The following is a 13628-nucleotide window of genomic DNA, read 5'->3' on the forward strand; positions in this document are numbered from 1 at the left end:
GCTTTTGATTAAAGTGATAAGTGTTGAATAGCTTGCAACAAATATTGATACTGCAATACTAGTTCATATTACTTACTACATCCAAGCAGCACCAACGATAATTAGAAGAATGAACAGTACTACAATTAGCGCGAATCCTCCGCCATAACTACCACCCATAATTATATTCCTCCTTTTCCACTTAACGAATAAATGTTTTTTTGGTAACATTTATCTTACGTTAATAACTTATGTTAACTATTGCTATAGTGTATAGGCGAATATAAAAAAAATATATATTTTTTAATTTCTCATTAATAAAGTTGCCTAATCGGAAGGGGGAGAGGTAATGAATCAGTCATATCAAGTAAAACTGGACACTTTTGAGGGACCACTTGATTTATTACTGCACTTAATCAATCAATACGAGATTGATATATATGATATTCCTGTTGCACAAATTACGGAACAGTACATGCAATATATACATACGATGCAAAGTCTTGAACTGAATGTTGCGAGTGAATACCTTGTTATGGCTGCAACATTATTAGCATTAAAAAGTCAAATGCTGTTACCAAAGCAAGAGATTGAAGAAGAAGATGAGTATATGGAAGATCCACGTGAGGAACTGATGCGCCGTTTAATTGAATATCGAAAATATAAAGATGCAGCAGAAAAACTCAAGGAAAAAGAAACAGATGCAAATCAAATTTTCACAAGACCTCCAGTAGTATTTGATCATATCAAATCCAGTCAACCGATAGTAAAAGGTGATACTTCAATATACGATATGCTTAATGCTTTAGGGAAAATGTTTGAACGAAAGAATTGGAATAAGCCTCTCGAAACAAAAGTAAAACGTGGAGAAATTCCTATTGAACAGAAGATGACCGAAGTATTAGACCTTGTTAAACGTTCAAAAGAGGGAATAGCATTTGATGAACTATTTGATTATCCAACACGTGCCCATATTGTGGCAACATTTATTGCTGTATTGGAGTTGATGAAAGGAAATGAAATACAATGTAGACAGGAAAAACATTTTGATTCATTATACGTTTTTTATATGGAGGATTGAATGTGGAAATCAATGATTTAAAAGCTATTGCAGAAGGACTTTTGTTCGCAAGTGGTGATGAAGGAATAACAGTCAAACAGCTATCGCGAATTCTGGATATTACGGATAAAACTGTTGAACATCTAATCGATGAACTGAAATATGACTATGAAAATACAGACCGTGGAATTATGATTATGCAGTCACATCAGGTATTCCACCTAACTACTAAACCAGAGCATAGTGTTTATTTCAAAAAACTTCTTGAAACACCCCAGACGACAAGAATGTCACAAGCGGCCTTGGAAACACTTGCTATTATAGCCTATCAGCAACCAATCACAAGAACTGAGATTGAAGAGGTGAGAGGTGTGAAAAGTGACAGACCTGTGCAAACATTAATTGCAAGATCTCTTATCGAAGAAGTTGGAAGAAGAGAAGGTGCCGGCAGACCAATACTCTTTGCTACAAGTAAGGAATTTTTAACTTACTTTGGCTTAACTTCATTGGAAGAGTTACCACCATTACCAGAGAATATGGATCAAGAAGAAATGGAGCAAGAAGCTGATTTATTTTTTGAAAAGTTTTCAGATCAACTAGATCATAGCAATAATAATTAACTAATTTTTATATTATGTTAATAAGTCCTTGCGTATATTGCGCAAGGACTTTTAGCATTTATAAGAAATTATAAATACATTCTACAACTAAGGCTTAAGCCGATGCTTTTACCTTCAAAGTTTAAGGGGGTTCTAATAAAGAAAAATTAACTTTCAGAAAAAACCCTTTATCGTTTTCTAATTTTCAAATCATATCTAGTCATACCAAGCATAAACTGTATAGATAAATTATCAGCGGGAGGAAAACCTACTATGCGTTACATAGTCATTTCACTTTGCCTAATATCAGTTATTTTTTTAAACCCAACAATCGGACGAGCAGAACCCAGTATTTCGGCAAATAATGCTGTTTTAATGGAACAATCATCTGGGAGGGTGTTACATGAAAAAAAAGCCCATGATAAGAGGCCAATAGCAAGTATAACTAAGATAATGACAGCTATTATTGCAATTGAATCAGGTAAATTAAATGAAACAGTGACCGTAAGTAAACGGGCTGTATATACAGTTGGATCTTCTATTTATTTAGAACAAGGAGAAAAAATTAAACTGAAGGATCTTGTCTATGGACTTATGCTTCGCTCTGGTAATGATGCAGCAGTGGCAATTAGTGAATATGTTGGTGGTAGCCTGGAAGGTTTTACTCATTTAATGAATAAGAAGGCACAATGGTTAGGAATGACGAATACTTCGTTTGATAATCCGCATGGACTTGATTCTGAAGATCACTATTCTACTGCATATGATATGGCGTTACTTATGCGCTACGCCATGGATAATGAACAATTTCGTCAAATAACAGGTTCAAAGTCTTACAAACCTGAGTGGGCATATACATGGCAAAATAAAAATAAGTTACTCACTCAATTGTATGAATATTGTATTGGAGGAAAAACCGGATATACAAAAGTTGCTGGTAGGACATTGGTTACTGCTGCAGAAAAAAATGATATGAATTTAATTGCTGTGACCTTGGATGCACCAGATGATTGGCAGGACCACATCGGAATGTATGAATGGGGCTATAAAAATTATGCTATGACGACGATTGGTAACCAGGGAAAGGTTAACTACAATATAAAAGAATCGAGTGATCATACAAGTGGGTATTTACATGAAGATATAACAATACCACTAAACCGACATGAACAAAAGGAAATCGAAAGCAAGACGTTTATTTTAAAGAATGCATCAAATAGAACAGAGGATATAATTGGTAAGACTATTTATTTTATAAACTCAGTTCCGATTATCGAAACACCAATATATTCAGAAAAAAAACAGGATGAAAACTTTTTTGCAGATATTGTTTCAATATACAAACATATTATTGGGTTTAATTATGTATGGTAAATTTAATATGGGCATTTATGGCAATGATTGGAATTGTCTATGCTATGTTCAATGGTACAATGGAGGAGGTAAATAAAGCATTATTCGAAAGTGCGGATGATGCAGTAACGCTATCGATAGGATTAATTAGTATATTGGTATTTTGGCTGGGTATTATGAAAGTGGCCGAAAATGCAGGTATTTTACGAGTGCTTACTAAAATGTTTAGACCATTAGTAGTTAAATTATTCCCGGATATACCTAGAGATCACCCCGCGATGGGATATATACTATCTAATTTCACAGCTAATATATTTGGGTTAGGTAATGCTGCAACACCGATGGGTATTAAAGCGATGCAGCAAATGAAGGAGTTAAGTGGGACAGACACTGCTTCTAGATCAATGATAACTTTTCTGGCGTTAAATACATCAAGTTTAACAATTATTCCAACGACAGTAATCGCTATAAGGATGCAATATAATTCTATATCTCCCACTGAGATTGTTGGTACAACAATTATTGCAACATTAATCTCTTCATTAAGTGCGATAGTAATTGATCGGCTTTTTTACTATAGTAGTCTCAGGAGGAAGTGAGTATGGGTATTATTACATCTATCAGCACTTGGTTAATACCATGTTTCATCCTAATTGTACTTTCTGTAGCAACGTGGAAACGTGTTCCAACATATGAAATGTTTGTCGAAGGGGGAAAAGATGGTGTCAAAATGGCATTTTCATTACTTCCTTTTCTAGTTGGAATGATTGTATCTATATCCATTTTACGTAGCTCTGGGGCGCTGGAGGCATTTATAAATTTAATATCACCAATCCTTGTAATGGTAGGAATACCACCAGAGATAATTCCTCTTGCGTTGGTTAGACCTATTTCCGGAACAGCGGCCTTGGGAATGACTACAGAATTAATAGGTACTCATGGTCCAGACTCATTTATCGGTAGATTGGCTTCCACCATGCAAGGGAGTACAGATACTACGCTATATATTTTAACGGTATATTTTGGGGCAGTTGGCATCAGGAGAATGGGGTATGCACTCAAAGTTGGACTATTAGCTGACTTAGTTGGTATAATAGCATCTGTAATAGTTGTAACATTAATATTTGGCTAAATCTTGAAAGTAGCGTTAACATATAGTTAACTTATGGCGATTGGAATAATCCCGTCAACACTTGATTTGGTGGGATTTTTATTTTATTAAATTCGTCTAAAAATGCCCTAATTTTTGTCGGTAATACACACATAATACACAAATAGTTTATATTAAATCAATCGCTTTTTTTAGTTCTTCGATGTTCTTATGAGTATATACTTTATCGGTAATACCTTGTGATGCGTGACCCATAATTTTCTGTATTGATATTTTATTAGCGCCTGCATTATCCATCAAAGTAGCAAAAGTATGTCGGGAATCATGTGGCTTATGATTCATTTTTAATTTTTCCATTAGACTGATAAAATCGGGGCGAAATACATTGTAAGCAAGTTTGTTTCCTTTGCTATTTAAAAATAAATACTTCTTCTCTTGATTCATCCGTTTTCTGATAAGCGGCTGAATCTTTTTATTTATCGGTATAACACGGTCTTTTCCTGCTTCTGTTTTCATCCCACCAATCATATACCTGTCATCAATGTGGATGTTTTTAATTTCAATCGCCAATAATTCGCTAGGACGTAGCCCCGTATAAATCATTATAAGAGCCATGTCAGCATTTTTGTAGTTATCTAGGCTATCCCACAGTTTTTTAATTTCAGCGTTGTCAAAAGGCTTCCTTGTGCTTTCATCTTCATTTTTACCCAACTCAATAAAACTTGCGTGGTTTTTATCGGTAATATCATTTTCGAGCGCAAATTTGTACAGTTGGTTAAATAGTGTTCTTGTTATCTTTTTCGTGCTATGTGACTTGTTCATATTATCGATAACAGCTTGCATGTGAGATTTTCGTATATCGATAAACGTCATCTTGTGCAGCGATTCAGATAAATTAAACGCTGACCTGTATCCTCTATTTATGGGCTTGTTTTTAAATTTTTCTTCACCCCATCGCTCGAATATTTCTTGAAATGTAATTTTTCTGGCATCAATATCATACGGATCCTTGTTATATTCAGCAAGCGCAATCATTGCCAGCTGTCTTGATTTGTAGTACCCGATATTATCATATAATTGTTTTACCTTCCCCGTTTTTTCATCGATTTCCCATCCTGCGGTCACTCGAACCGCAAATGGGTTTCTTCTTTTTCCGCTTAATTTATAAACAGAACCATATCCGTTTGGGTTTTTCATTACTTATCACCTTATTCTAATGTTTCATACACTGCTAGCGGTTCTAAATACAGGATATGATTTTTGTCTACTTTTACAGCTTTACCGTACTTTTCACGGTAATGTTCTAAGCACTCTTCCAGGAATGTTTCCGTAACATTTAGGTTCTCTGCAATTTCAAATCGTGACTTGCAGCCGTGTATAAAGCATTTCAGTAAACTGTTAAGCGGTATCAATTTTCTGAAAGCCCAATTACGCGCTAATTTTTCTTGTTTTACATTTGATAACTTCGTTAAATCAAGAATGTCTCCTACTGTTGTGTGATGATGGCCAATTTCCTCAGCCAGTACACAAGCTTTCTCTATTGTTGTTTCGATTTCTTTGTTGATAAAAATTACATCATCGCCATACAGTCCTTTAATACGCTTTTTCATTCTCTTCTCCAGTACCTCTATGTTTAGTGATGTCGCTTCAGACTGTAGCCGTTCATACATTTGATCGCCCCTTTTAGTTATTGCGTTTTGATCTTATGTACTTTTTAAACTCTTCTATCTCTTCGAGTTCCTCTTCTGTCCAATCTCCTTCGCCGTGGTGAGCTGCAACTGCTTCGATGTAATCCAGTCCACCATCTTCAATCAGCTGACTTTTCTTAAGGTTAAAATGATCTGCAATCCGCTGGATAGCTCCCATGCGTGGGTCTTTTTCTCCTTTCTCCCAGGTTGAAACCGCTTTATTAGAAACCCCTGCTATATCCGCAAGGTCCTGCTGTGTTAAATCGTACTTTTCCCTTAACAATTTTAAATTTTCACTTGTTCCCATGACTATCTCCTTTTGAATTAAATTCTATTATAAGTAGAGTATATTCCATATGTCGAAAAATTTCAACATAAAAGTAGAATTTTTCTACCGTTTTGTAGTTGACATTCTACTTTTAGTAGATTATTATTAACTCACAAGCAAACAAGGAGGTGCCGTTTTTGGAGCTAACATTAAAACAAGCCCGACAATTTAGTGATTTAAGTCAAGCTGAAATCGCTGGAATGTTGGGCGTTCACCGACAGACATACATGAAATGGGAAAGAAATCCTGACGAAATGCCGTTGGGTAAGGCAAAAGAGTTTTCCATCTTTACAAAAACTCCGCTAGACAATATTTTTTTTATACCCAGTTCTACTTTTAGTAGAGTTAAGGAGGGCGAAATCCGATGAGTGAAAACATAAAGGTATCCGATGCTGCAAAGATGATCGGTAAATCTGAACAGTTTGTCCGGGTTGGATTACAACAAAAAATATTGCCTTTTGGTACGGCTGTTCAGCTATCTTCTAAGTGGACTTACCACATTTCACCTAAATTATTAAATGACTATGTAGGAGGTGAGCTGAAGTGAAAACCGAAATGCTACAACGATTTGAGAAACAATTTGTTGAAGTGATGGAAGGCAGGGAGCCAGTCAGAAGTAAACGATTAACAAACTTGATGGCTAGAATGGAAAAGGCTTTACATATTCCGATGATTCGCAGGGATGATTACCTGCAGCAGAATAAAGAAGTTATGGATCTGTATGTGAAGGTTAGCTTGGCTAGAAATTTGGAAGGGGTGAGGTAAGGTGAATAAATGTACTTATTGCAGTAGGGAGTCAGACTCACACAATTTTAAAATTGTTGAAGGTTATCACATTCTTGAGTGCTGTACAGATTGTGAAGACGAGATAAAGGAGGGGTGGATAGTGGATAAAAAAGAATCCTCTGCGTCAACAAAGGATTCTAAAACAATAAATCAAATACGAATTAAAAATGGATTGCAACCAATTCCGAATGGTGATATTCCCCTAAAAGAGATGGATTAGATAATTAGAAATTTCACGATCGGCTTTATCTGCATCTTCCAATTTTATTTGGCCTTCAAGTTTTAAAGATAATGCATCTTTAATTTCTGGGAGAAGCTTTATTAAGTATTCATGAGAAAAAGAAGGGTCTTTATTTAATTTAAGGTAGTGAGCAAGTTCTAATGAGTTAATGATATTGAATTTAGAACCAAGGAACATTACGTTATATCTATTTATTAATTCCTTGTATTCAGAATCAGTGTTCACACCAATTGGAGCAGATTTTAACTCTTGTAAAGTTTCGATTACAATGTTTGCTTTAATTTTATCCAAAATTATCACCTCCTCATAGGGAGATTATAACAAAGAAAGGGGTGAGGTAAATGACTGAAGAAGAACGCGATTCACTGTTTGAGCAAATGAGGGAACTTCCTGAAGATAATAAAACAAGTATATTGAGTAGGTTGTTTGGCCTTGCTGAAGCTCGTAATAAATACAGTAATGAAAATATTCATCCTGAAGAAATATTTAAAAGAATTCAGGAGCAAGTGGATATGGAGGCTGAAACTAAATGAATCAACTTACAAAAATGTTTGATGGATTCAAACTAAGAATGATCCAAGAAAGTGAACAACCTTTATTTTTACTTAACGATGCTTGCGAAATCTTAAATGTAAACCCAAGAGTTGTTAAGCAACGACTTGATAAGGATGTATGTTCAACATACCCCCTTGAAACAGTTGGTGGAACACAAGATGCAACATTCGTTAATGAAGATGGACTATATGATGTCATTCTGGATAGTCGGAAATCAGAAGCTAAACGGTTCAGAAAATGGATAACCTCAGAAGTATTACCTTCTATACGAAAAACAGGTGGTTATGTGGCCGACGATGATATGTTCATCAACACATATCTACCGCAAGCAGATGAACAGACAAAATCAATGTTCAGGACCACATTAAAAACAATGAAGGCACAAAATGAACAATTAGCCACCATGAAACCAAAGGCATTATTTGCAGATGCTGTAGAAACTTCCAAGTCATCCGTTCTAATCGGGGAACTTTCAAAAATACTTAGACAAAATGGCATAGATATAGGGCAGAACAGGTTGTTTGGCTGGTTACGTGATAACGGTTACTTAATCCGTAAACGCAGTGAATCTTACAATCTACCGACACAAAAGAGTATGGATATGGGGCTTTTTGAAATAAAGAAGCGATCAATTAATAATCCAGATGGTTCTATACGTACAACCAGAACAACAAAAGTAACCGGAAAAGGGCAGATTTACTTTGTTAATAAGTTTCTGGAAGGAGCGGCTGTTCAATGATTTTCTTGGAGCAGGATTGGAAGAAAGTTGATGAAGAAAACAGGACTTTTGAAACATGTGTAAATAAAGCAAATGAACGCTTTGACCGTGGTGAATATGAAGAAGCTCAGCTGTACTTAAATAATGCAACGCGAGCATTAACAGAATTGAATCGTATGATGCTATCTAAAGAACAACATGATCAAAAGTGGTTTGTAACCAAGCAGATTGAATCACAACAACATGCGGACAAGCTGTTCTGTGAATTGAGGTCCAGATATGAGTGAACGATTCCATGTAATCAAAATATATGTAGCTGCGGTTATTGGTTTTGGTTTTCTGGAATGGACATTATGCACATTTTGAAGGAGGTGAAAGAGGTTGAAAGATTACACGTTAAAGGAAAACCTATTCAGTTTAGTGGGAGCTTTAATTGTCGTATCTATCATTCTAGTAATGATATAAAAACAGACCCATGCAGCAACATGGATCCTAAGAAAAATAAACATAGTCCTAGTTTATCTTAAATAAACGAATATGGCAATTAGCTACGGTGTAGAACCAAAATGCGAAGTAAGGAGGGATGATGTGAAACCAGAATTATTCATACCAGAAGAAATCGAACAATTAATTACAGATGGAGCTATATTCTATGTATCTCATTCTGGAGGGAAAGATTCGCAGGCAATGTATTCCTTAGTTAGAAAAGTTGTGCCTGATGAACAGATAGTAGTTGTACATGCTGATTTAGGAAAAGTCGAATGGGAAGGTGTTCAACAGCACATCAAACAAAATACAGACCACCAGGTAAATGTTGTTAGAGCAAAGAAAACTTTTCTTGAAATGGTTGAGAAAAGAGAGATGTGGCCAAGCGCAGCATATAGACAATGTACCAGTGATTTAAAGCGTGGACCAATATCCAAGTTTATACGAAATGATTTAAAGAAGCGCGGGGCTATTATTGCGATTAATTGCATGGGACTGCGAGCACAGGAATCATCTGCCAGGGCTAAGAAAAAGCCTTTTACCTATAACAAAATGCAGAGCTGCAATAACAGGGTTACCCGTCACGTATATGACTGGCTACCAATCTTTCATTTTAAAACGGATGAAGTATTTACAGCCATTCAAGAATCTGGAGAAAAACCTTTCTGGGCTTATGAGAAGAACGAAAGATTAAGCTGCGTATTTTGCATTATGGGTTGTGTAAATGATCTAAGACATGGAGCAGAACAACGTCCAGACTTATATAAGGAATACGTGGAGCTTGAGAAGAAAATCGGTCACACCATGTTCATGAATGGGAAAGAACCTATCTCTTTAGAGGAACATGTAGGGATTAAAGTTAATTCGTAGTTCGACCATATACCGTCATAAGGAGCGATTCAAATGACGTATCTCATGTGTAGAATCTGTGGCATCTATGCCGATGATGGTGGTTTCCTAAAGAATCACTTCATTTGTCATACATGCCTGGATCAACAGGATAAACCAAAACAATGATGAATAAACATAATGTCCTGTTGCCTAAATGGATTTTTGAAAAATCCAACAACGAAAAAGAGGTACAAGCTCTTGTATTAGATTATATGCAGCGGTATCCAGAATATAACCTAATTTCTATAAATAATGGTTTTGCCATATGTGAAAGTATTCAGCAAAAGCGAGGTGAATGAAATGGCTAAATTCAGAATGGTACACACGGAATTTTGGGACGACCCTAAAGTGGTTGAAGAAATGTCTCCAGAGGATAAATACTTTTTCCTTTACCTTCTGACAAACTCAAATACTACTCAAATAGGTATCTATCAGATTACTAAAAAGCAAATGGCATTTGATACTGGTTATTCCATCGACACGATAAATTCATTACTTGATCGGTTTATCAGACATCACAAAATCATTGCTTACAATCCAGATACAAGAGAAGTTGCTATCAAAAATTGGGGGAAATACAACCTGAATCGTGGAGGTAAACCAGTAATTGATTGTGTAACTGCAGAATTGAAGGGTGTAAAGGATAAATCGTTGATACCTATTGTTGGTGAACGTATTGAAAAGCTTAACATCAAGGTTTTATACGATACGTACCACGACTCGACCACGACAAGGGGACAAGAAAAAGAAGAAGAAGAAGAAAAAGAAGAAGAAAAAGAAGAACAACAAGAAGAAGAAAAAGAGGAAAAAAATCCCTCAACTTCTTCAACTGATGCCATTGTATTTTATCAAAATAATTTAGGAACAATTCAACCATATATCTCAGAGGAAATAATTATGTGGATAAATGACCTGGGCGACGATATGGTCATTGAAGCATTAAGAAGGTCACTCGATAGAAACAAACCTAGTTGGGGTTATGCGAAAAGCATCCTACAATCCTGGCACCGTAAAAACATTAAAACCTTAGAACAAGCAAAAGCGGAAGAGGTTGAGTTCCAGAATCAGCAATCTAGCAAACGTGGTTTTTATCAAAGTAAGTCACAAGAGATTGTTCCGGATTGGTTTAAAGAGCGAAAACAGAATAAAAACAACACACCAAAACAAAAAGTTGACCCTAATGAGTGGGAAGAGACAAAACGATTGTTAAAAGAACATTCTCGTAAAGCTGGTGGTAATGGATGAACACATTATCAAGCAGAGATTCCATTTTAAAGCAGGATAAAAGCCAAGTGCTATTTGATGATAAACCAATTGATTTTGGTTTTCCTGAATGGCAGCTGCAAGAAATATTAAGGTTATGGCATCAAGGTAAAAGCGTTAACTATATATCAAAATGGACAAAGCGAAATCCACATGAGGTATTTCTAGCACTCTATGAAGCTTGGATGGATAGAAAGATTGATGATATTGAGAAGGCATTTTCAAGTGGAGCGAAATTGATGATTCCGCCTGGGAAAGGAAAGGTGAAGAAATGATATACCTTTATGATCCTAGGACAAATGTTTATACGAAAACAACTTATGAGGACTTAAAAGGGATAACTGGACAGCCATATAACAGCTTAGTTTCTATGAAATCAAGAAAAATGAAATTAAGTTTGATTAACTGCTACATCATGGATGACAATACAACGGTTCAACAAAGAAGAGAATGGTATACCAAGGAAAAATTTGATGATGAATACTGGTTAACCATTAAAGGTTCAAATAATCAATATTTATTATCCAATTATGGACGTGTCAAACGTCAATCCAAACAACATCAGAGACTCATACTTCCATTCAGGCGAAAAGATAAAGGCGTTTTATTTGTGAAGGTAAGATACAACGACAAGTATGGCGAATACCAAGTATCACGATTAGTAGCGGATCACTTTATAGGTGATTTGGAACCAGGAAAAGTTGTTTACCACAAAAACCGAATTAGAACAGATGATCATGTTGCTAATTTGAAATATATTACCAGGTCTGAACTAGGTAAAATTGTTGGTTATTCATCAAGGAGTATAGCTATTGTGCAGCTGGACCCCGAAACGAATGAATTATTGGGTGAATACAGATCCATTCGTGAAGCGGGTAGAAAATGTTATTTATCTCATGAGGCTATTAGGCATAATCTAATGAGAAAAAGTGAAGTGAGCGGAGGTTATGTATTCATGTATGCAGACGATTACGAAAGAGCTGTTGAAGTAGATATCAGTAATTCAGAAAATGAGTGGTTCTGATGGGTTTTATGAATCGAGGTGATTCGATGAAAGATAACTACACCAATCTAGCAGAATACCAGCTATTGCGAATATCAAAACGTTCAAATGTTCATAACGAAGAGCTTAACCGAGTTTGGTATTCACGGCATGGAATGAACTTCCCGTATGACTTGAAAAAAGGTCAGATAATCAATCGATTAACAGATGCAGCTGTAGAGGATGATGAATGCGACAGAATGATATTAAAGCAGGCCGAGAGATTACGAGAAATTAGGAGGATTAGACGTGAATCTAACTAAATTATTCGACATACAAAAGGTATTGGATAACCGAATTATTGAGGAACACAAATTACAAGGACAAGAATTGCTAGATAAAAAGATTCTAGCTTTACAGGTTGAGTTAGGTGAGCTGGCAAATGAATGGCGTGGGTTTAAGTTTTGGAAGGTTAACAAGGAACCTAGAGACAAAAACATTGAATGTCATGCTTGTAATGGAAATGGTGGATTCGATCATGAAGAATATTATGACCCTTGTATTTATTGTGATGCCACGGGAATACAAGAGAAAAACCCACTCCTAGAAGAATACGTGGACGGAATTCATTTTCTACTAAGCATTGGACTGGAACTAAATTACGATTACACACCAATGCCGAGTTTTTTCCCGAACAATCTAGTTACTTTGTTTACTGAGGTTAATTTCAAGGCAGCGGAACTTTACTGCTTAATCTACGCAAATAGATTCAAGAAAAATGACAAAGTTGTATTAGATAGCTACCAGGACTTGTTTGACGAATATTTAATAATTGGGCAGATTTTAGGTTTTACTGAAGAACAGGTTTTAAATGCATACCTGGACAAGAACAAAATCAATCATGAGAGACAAGACAATGCCTACTAGCAGATTACGTAATAAAACCATACACGGATTGCTTAAATTATGCAGGGATAAAGAAGCAGAAGGTTATGTTTGCGTAAAACCTATCCAGAAAAAGCAACAATACTTCAAGCAATTCAATCAGCGTAGGGGCAGGTTGAATTACCAAAGTACAGAAGAAGAATCATACTATGAAGCTATCTACAGAAAGGAGCGGCTGGATTGAATGAATTTACGATTCCAGGAGAACCAAAAGCACAAGGTCGTCCAAGAGCAGGAAAGACATATCAAGGAAAACCAGTCTTGTATGATCCAGCTGAATCCAGATACTACAAAAACTATGTATCTATTGTTGCTAAACAACATGCTCCCAAGATTCCACTAGAAGGACCATAGAACGTCCTAATTAAAGTATATAGGCCTATCCCAAAAAGTATGACAAAAAAATTAAGACAAGCATCTATGGCAGGACTACATAGACCAATCACCAAGCCTGACAACAGCAATTATGCCAAAGGGATAGAAGATGCATTGAATAACGTTATATACAACGATGATAGTCAGATAGTGGATCTAGTTATCCGTAAATTTTATAGCGATAAGCCACGGGTTGAAATACGGATTGAGGAAGTAGGTGAGCCGGATGGAAAGTAATAAAAAGATATATGTTGAATCGAACACTGAA

At 35.9% G+C, this 13628-nt stretch carries 24 protein-coding genes and 1 pseudogene; 20 read left to right on the forward strand and 5 right to left on the reverse strand.

The features are described 5' to 3' along the window. Window positions 1-75: 75 nt before the first annotated feature. Complete coding sequence (locus BMY13_RS08570) at window positions 76-159, reverse strand: YjcZ family sporulation protein (protein ID WP_092492662.1); 84 nt, start codon at window positions 157-159, stop codon at window positions 76-78. Between the two features lie 169 nt (window positions 160-328). Here BMY13_RS08570 and BMY13_RS08575 point away from each other — a divergent pair, with 169 nt between their 5' ends. From BMY13_RS08575 to BMY13_RS08595, 5 genes are all read left to right on the forward strand, one after another. After that, window positions 329-1060 carry a segregation/condensation protein A gene (locus tag BMY13_RS08575; RefSeq protein ID WP_092503907.1) on the forward strand — a complete coding sequence of 244 codons (732 nt, stop codon included), beginning with the start codon at window positions 329-331 and terminating at the stop codon, window positions 1058-1060. Window positions 1061-1062: 2 nt separating this feature from the next. Beyond that, the gene (gene scpB, locus BMY13_RS08580; RefSeq protein WP_092492664.1) at window positions 1063-1659 is read left to right on the forward strand and encodes an SMC-Scp complex subunit ScpB; all 597 of its coding nucleotides are present in this window, start codon (window positions 1063-1065) and stop codon (window positions 1657-1659) included. A 252-nt stretch (window positions 1660-1911) separates the two neighbouring features. Beyond that, window positions 1912-3012, forward strand: coding sequence for a D-alanyl-D-alanine carboxypeptidase family protein (locus BMY13_RS08585; protein ID WP_092503909.1), 1101 nt, complete (start codon window positions 1912-1914; stop codon window positions 3010-3012). After that, a complete protein-coding gene (locus tag BMY13_RS08590) occupies window positions 3006-3590 on the forward strand; it encodes a nucleoside recognition domain-containing protein (RefSeq protein WP_092503911.1) in 585 nt (194 codons plus the stop codon). Before BMY13_RS08585 ends, BMY13_RS08590 begins: the two co-directional genes overlap by 7 nt. 2 nt (window positions 3591-3592) lie before the next feature. After that, on the forward strand, window positions 3593-4123 hold the full coding sequence (locus BMY13_RS08595) for a spore maturation protein (protein WP_092503913.1): 531 nt from the start codon (window positions 3593-3595) through the stop codon (window positions 4121-4123). A 147-nt stretch (window positions 4124-4270) separates the two neighbouring features. Here BMY13_RS08595 and BMY13_RS08600 read toward each other — a convergent pair whose 3' ends face one another. From BMY13_RS08600 to BMY13_RS08610, 3 genes are read right to left on the reverse strand one after another with little or no spacing between them, the layout of a single operon-like run. Then, window positions 4271-5299, reverse strand: coding sequence for a tyrosine-type recombinase/integrase (locus BMY13_RS08600; RefSeq protein WP_092503915.1), 1029 nt, complete (start codon window positions 5297-5299; stop codon window positions 4271-4273). Window positions 5300-5310: 11 nt separating this feature from the next. After that, entirely contained in the window at window positions 5311-5772 is a 462-nt protein-coding gene (locus tag BMY13_RS08605) for an ImmA/IrrE family metallo-endopeptidase (protein WP_092503917.1), read from the reverse strand. Between the two features lie 13 nt (window positions 5773-5785). Next, entirely contained in the window at window positions 5786-6097 is a 312-nt protein-coding gene (locus tag BMY13_RS08610) for a helix-turn-helix transcriptional regulator (protein ID WP_092503919.1), read from the reverse strand. A 158-nt stretch (window positions 6098-6255) separates the two neighbouring features. Here BMY13_RS08610 and BMY13_RS08615 point away from each other — a divergent pair, with 158 nt between their 5' ends. Genes BMY13_RS08615 through BMY13_RS08625 form a run of 3 tightly spaced genes read left to right on the forward strand, consistent with a single transcriptional unit; the run spans window position 6256 to window position 6883 of the window. Continuing rightward, window positions 6256-6486: a helix-turn-helix transcriptional regulator gene (locus BMY13_RS08615; RefSeq protein ID WP_175476748.1), complete on the forward strand. Its 231-nt coding sequence runs from the start codon at window positions 6256-6258 to the stop codon at window positions 6484-6486. Beyond that, window positions 6483-6665: a hypothetical protein gene (locus BMY13_RS08620; protein ID WP_092503923.1), complete on the forward strand. Its 183-nt coding sequence runs from the start codon at window positions 6483-6485 to the stop codon at window positions 6663-6665. The genes BMY13_RS08615 and BMY13_RS08620 overlap by 4 nt, the downstream gene beginning before the upstream one ends. Then, the gene (locus BMY13_RS08625; RefSeq protein ID WP_092503925.1) at window positions 6662-6883 is read left to right on the forward strand and encodes a hypothetical protein; all 222 of its coding nucleotides are present in this window, start codon (window positions 6662-6664) and stop codon (window positions 6881-6883) included. Before BMY13_RS08620 ends, BMY13_RS08625 begins: the two co-directional genes overlap by 4 nt. A 223-nt stretch (window positions 6884-7106) precedes the next feature. Here the strand turns inward: BMY13_RS08625 and BMY13_RS08635 are convergent, their stop codons facing one another. Beyond that, the gene (locus BMY13_RS08635; protein WP_092503929.1) at window positions 7107-7436 is read right to left on the reverse strand and encodes a hypothetical protein; all 330 of its coding nucleotides are present in this window, start codon (window positions 7434-7436) and stop codon (window positions 7107-7109) included. Window positions 7437-7486: 50 nt separating this feature from the next. Between BMY13_RS08635 and BMY13_RS08640 the strand changes: the two genes are divergently transcribed. From BMY13_RS08640 to BMY13_RS08690, 12 genes and pseudogenes are all read left to right on the forward strand, one after another. After that, window positions 7487-7678, forward strand: coding sequence for a hypothetical protein (locus tag BMY13_RS08640; RefSeq protein ID WP_092503931.1), 192 nt, complete (start codon window positions 7487-7489; stop codon window positions 7676-7678). Continuing rightward, window positions 7675-8439 carry a phage antirepressor gene (locus tag BMY13_RS08645; protein ID WP_092503933.1) on the forward strand — a complete coding sequence of 255 codons (765 nt, stop codon included), beginning with the start codon at window positions 7675-7677 and terminating at the stop codon, window positions 8437-8439. Before BMY13_RS08640 ends, BMY13_RS08645 begins: the two co-directional genes overlap by 4 nt. Next, entirely contained in the window at window positions 8436-8705 is a 270-nt protein-coding gene (locus BMY13_RS08650; RefSeq protein ID WP_092503935.1) for a hypothetical protein, read from the forward strand. The genes BMY13_RS08645 and BMY13_RS08650 overlap by 4 nt, the downstream gene beginning before the upstream one ends. A 301-nt stretch (window positions 8706-9006) precedes the next feature. Further along, window positions 9007-9774 (forward strand): phosphoadenosine phosphosulfate reductase domain-containing protein, encoded by a 768-nt coding sequence (locus BMY13_RS08655; RefSeq protein ID WP_217649052.1) that lies wholly within the window; start codon window positions 9007-9009, stop codon window positions 9772-9774. A gap of 143 nt (window positions 9775-9917) precedes the next feature. Next, the gene (locus BMY13_RS19455) at window positions 9918-10094 is read left to right on the forward strand and encodes a hypothetical protein (protein ID WP_175476749.1); all 177 of its coding nucleotides are present in this window, start codon (window positions 9918-9920) and stop codon (window positions 10092-10094) included. A 1-nt stretch (window position 10095) separates the two neighbouring features. Next, the gene (locus BMY13_RS08660; RefSeq protein ID WP_092503939.1) at window positions 10096-11040 is read left to right on the forward strand and encodes a DnaD domain-containing protein; all 945 of its coding nucleotides are present in this window, start codon (window positions 10096-10098) and stop codon (window positions 11038-11040) included. Beyond that, a complete protein-coding gene (locus BMY13_RS08665) occupies window positions 11037-11333 on the forward strand; it encodes a hypothetical protein (protein ID WP_092503941.1) in 297 nt (98 codons plus the stop codon). Before BMY13_RS08660 ends, BMY13_RS08665 begins: the two co-directional genes overlap by 4 nt. Next, window positions 11330-12082 carry an HNH endonuclease gene (locus tag BMY13_RS08670; RefSeq protein ID WP_092503943.1) on the forward strand — a complete coding sequence of 251 codons (753 nt, stop codon included), beginning with the start codon at window positions 11330-11332 and terminating at the stop codon, window positions 12080-12082. The genes BMY13_RS08665 and BMY13_RS08670 overlap by 4 nt, the downstream gene beginning before the upstream one ends. Then, a complete protein-coding gene (locus tag BMY13_RS08675) occupies window positions 12082-12363 on the forward strand; it encodes a hypothetical protein (RefSeq protein ID WP_092503945.1) in 282 nt (93 codons plus the stop codon). Before BMY13_RS08670 ends, BMY13_RS08675 begins: the two co-directional genes overlap by 1 nt. Continuing rightward, on the forward strand, window positions 12350-12967 hold the full coding sequence (locus tag BMY13_RS08680; RefSeq protein WP_092503947.1) for a dUTP diphosphatase: 618 nt from the start codon (window positions 12350-12352) through the stop codon (window positions 12965-12967). Before BMY13_RS08675 ends, BMY13_RS08680 begins: the two co-directional genes overlap by 14 nt. Beyond that, the gene (locus BMY13_RS08685) at window positions 12957-13169 is read left to right on the forward strand and encodes a hypothetical protein (RefSeq protein WP_092503949.1); all 213 of its coding nucleotides are present in this window, start codon (window positions 12957-12959) and stop codon (window positions 13167-13169) included. The genes BMY13_RS08680 and BMY13_RS08685 overlap by 11 nt, the downstream gene beginning before the upstream one ends. Beyond that, window positions 13166-13597, forward strand: a pseudogene (locus tag BMY13_RS08690) (RusA family crossover junction endodeoxyribonuclease). Before BMY13_RS08685 ends, BMY13_RS08690 begins: the two are co-directional and overlap by 4 nt. Window positions 13598-13628 lie beyond the last annotated feature (31 nt).

Origin of the sequence: Virgibacillus subterraneus, from assembly GCF_900110695.1 — a bacterium.
Lineage (GTDB): Bacteria > Bacillota > Bacilli > Bacillales > Amphibacillaceae > Lentibacillus > Lentibacillus subterraneus.

Coding starts and splice junctions, on each gene's coding strand:
- BMY13_RS08570 (WP_092492662.1), bottom strand. CDS start 159: ATGGGTGGTAGTTATGGCGGAGGATTCGCGCTAATTGTAGTACTGTTC.
- BMY13_RS08575 (WP_092503907.1), top strand. CDS start 329: ATGAATCAGTCATATCAAGTAAAACTGGACACTTTTGAGGGACCACTT.
- BMY13_RS08585 (WP_092503909.1), top strand. CDS start 1,912: ATGCGTTACATAGTCATTTCACTTTGCCTAATATCAGTTATTTTTTTA.
- BMY13_RS08590 (WP_092503911.1), top strand. CDS start 3,006: ATGGTAAATTTAATATGGGCATTTATGGCAATGATTGGAATTGTCTAT.
- BMY13_RS08595 (WP_092503913.1), top strand. CDS start 3,593: ATGGGTATTATTACATCTATCAGCACTTGGTTAATACCATGTTTCATC.
- BMY13_RS08600 (WP_092503915.1), bottom strand. CDS start 5,299: ATGAAAAACCCAAACGGATATGGTTCTGTTTATAAATTAAGCGGAAAA.
- BMY13_RS08605 (WP_092503917.1), bottom strand. CDS start 5,772: ATGTATGAACGGCTACAGTCTGAAGCGACATCACTAAACATAGAGGTA.
- BMY13_RS08610 (WP_092503919.1), bottom strand. CDS start 6,097: ATGGGAACAAGTGAAAATTTAAAATTGTTAAGGGAAAAGTACGATTTA.
- BMY13_RS08620 (WP_092503923.1), top strand. CDS start 6,483: ATGAGTGAAAACATAAAGGTATCCGATGCTGCAAAGATGATCGGTAAA.
- BMY13_RS08640 (WP_092503931.1), top strand. CDS start 7,487: ATGACTGAAGAAGAACGCGATTCACTGTTTGAGCAAATGAGGGAACTT.
- BMY13_RS08645 (WP_092503933.1), top strand. CDS start 7,675: ATGAATCAACTTACAAAAATGTTTGATGGATTCAAACTAAGAATGATC.
- BMY13_RS08650 (WP_092503935.1), top strand. CDS start 8,436: ATGATTTTCTTGGAGCAGGATTGGAAGAAAGTTGATGAAGAAAACAGG.
- BMY13_RS19455 (WP_175476749.1), top strand. CDS start 9,918: ATGATGAATAAACATAATGTCCTGTTGCCTAAATGGATTTTTGAAAAA.
- BMY13_RS08660 (WP_092503939.1), top strand. CDS start 10,096: ATGGCTAAATTCAGAATGGTACACACGGAATTTTGGGACGACCCTAAA.
- BMY13_RS08665 (WP_092503941.1), top strand. CDS start 11,037: ATGAACACATTATCAAGCAGAGATTCCATTTTAAAGCAGGATAAAAGC.
- BMY13_RS08670 (WP_092503943.1), top strand. CDS start 11,330: ATGATATACCTTTATGATCCTAGGACAAATGTTTATACGAAAACAACT.
- BMY13_RS08675 (WP_092503945.1), top strand. CDS start 12,082: ATGGGTTTTATGAATCGAGGTGATTCGATGAAAGATAACTACACCAAT.
- BMY13_RS08685 (WP_092503949.1), top strand. CDS start 12,957: ATGCCTACTAGCAGATTACGTAATAAAACCATACACGGATTGCTTAAA.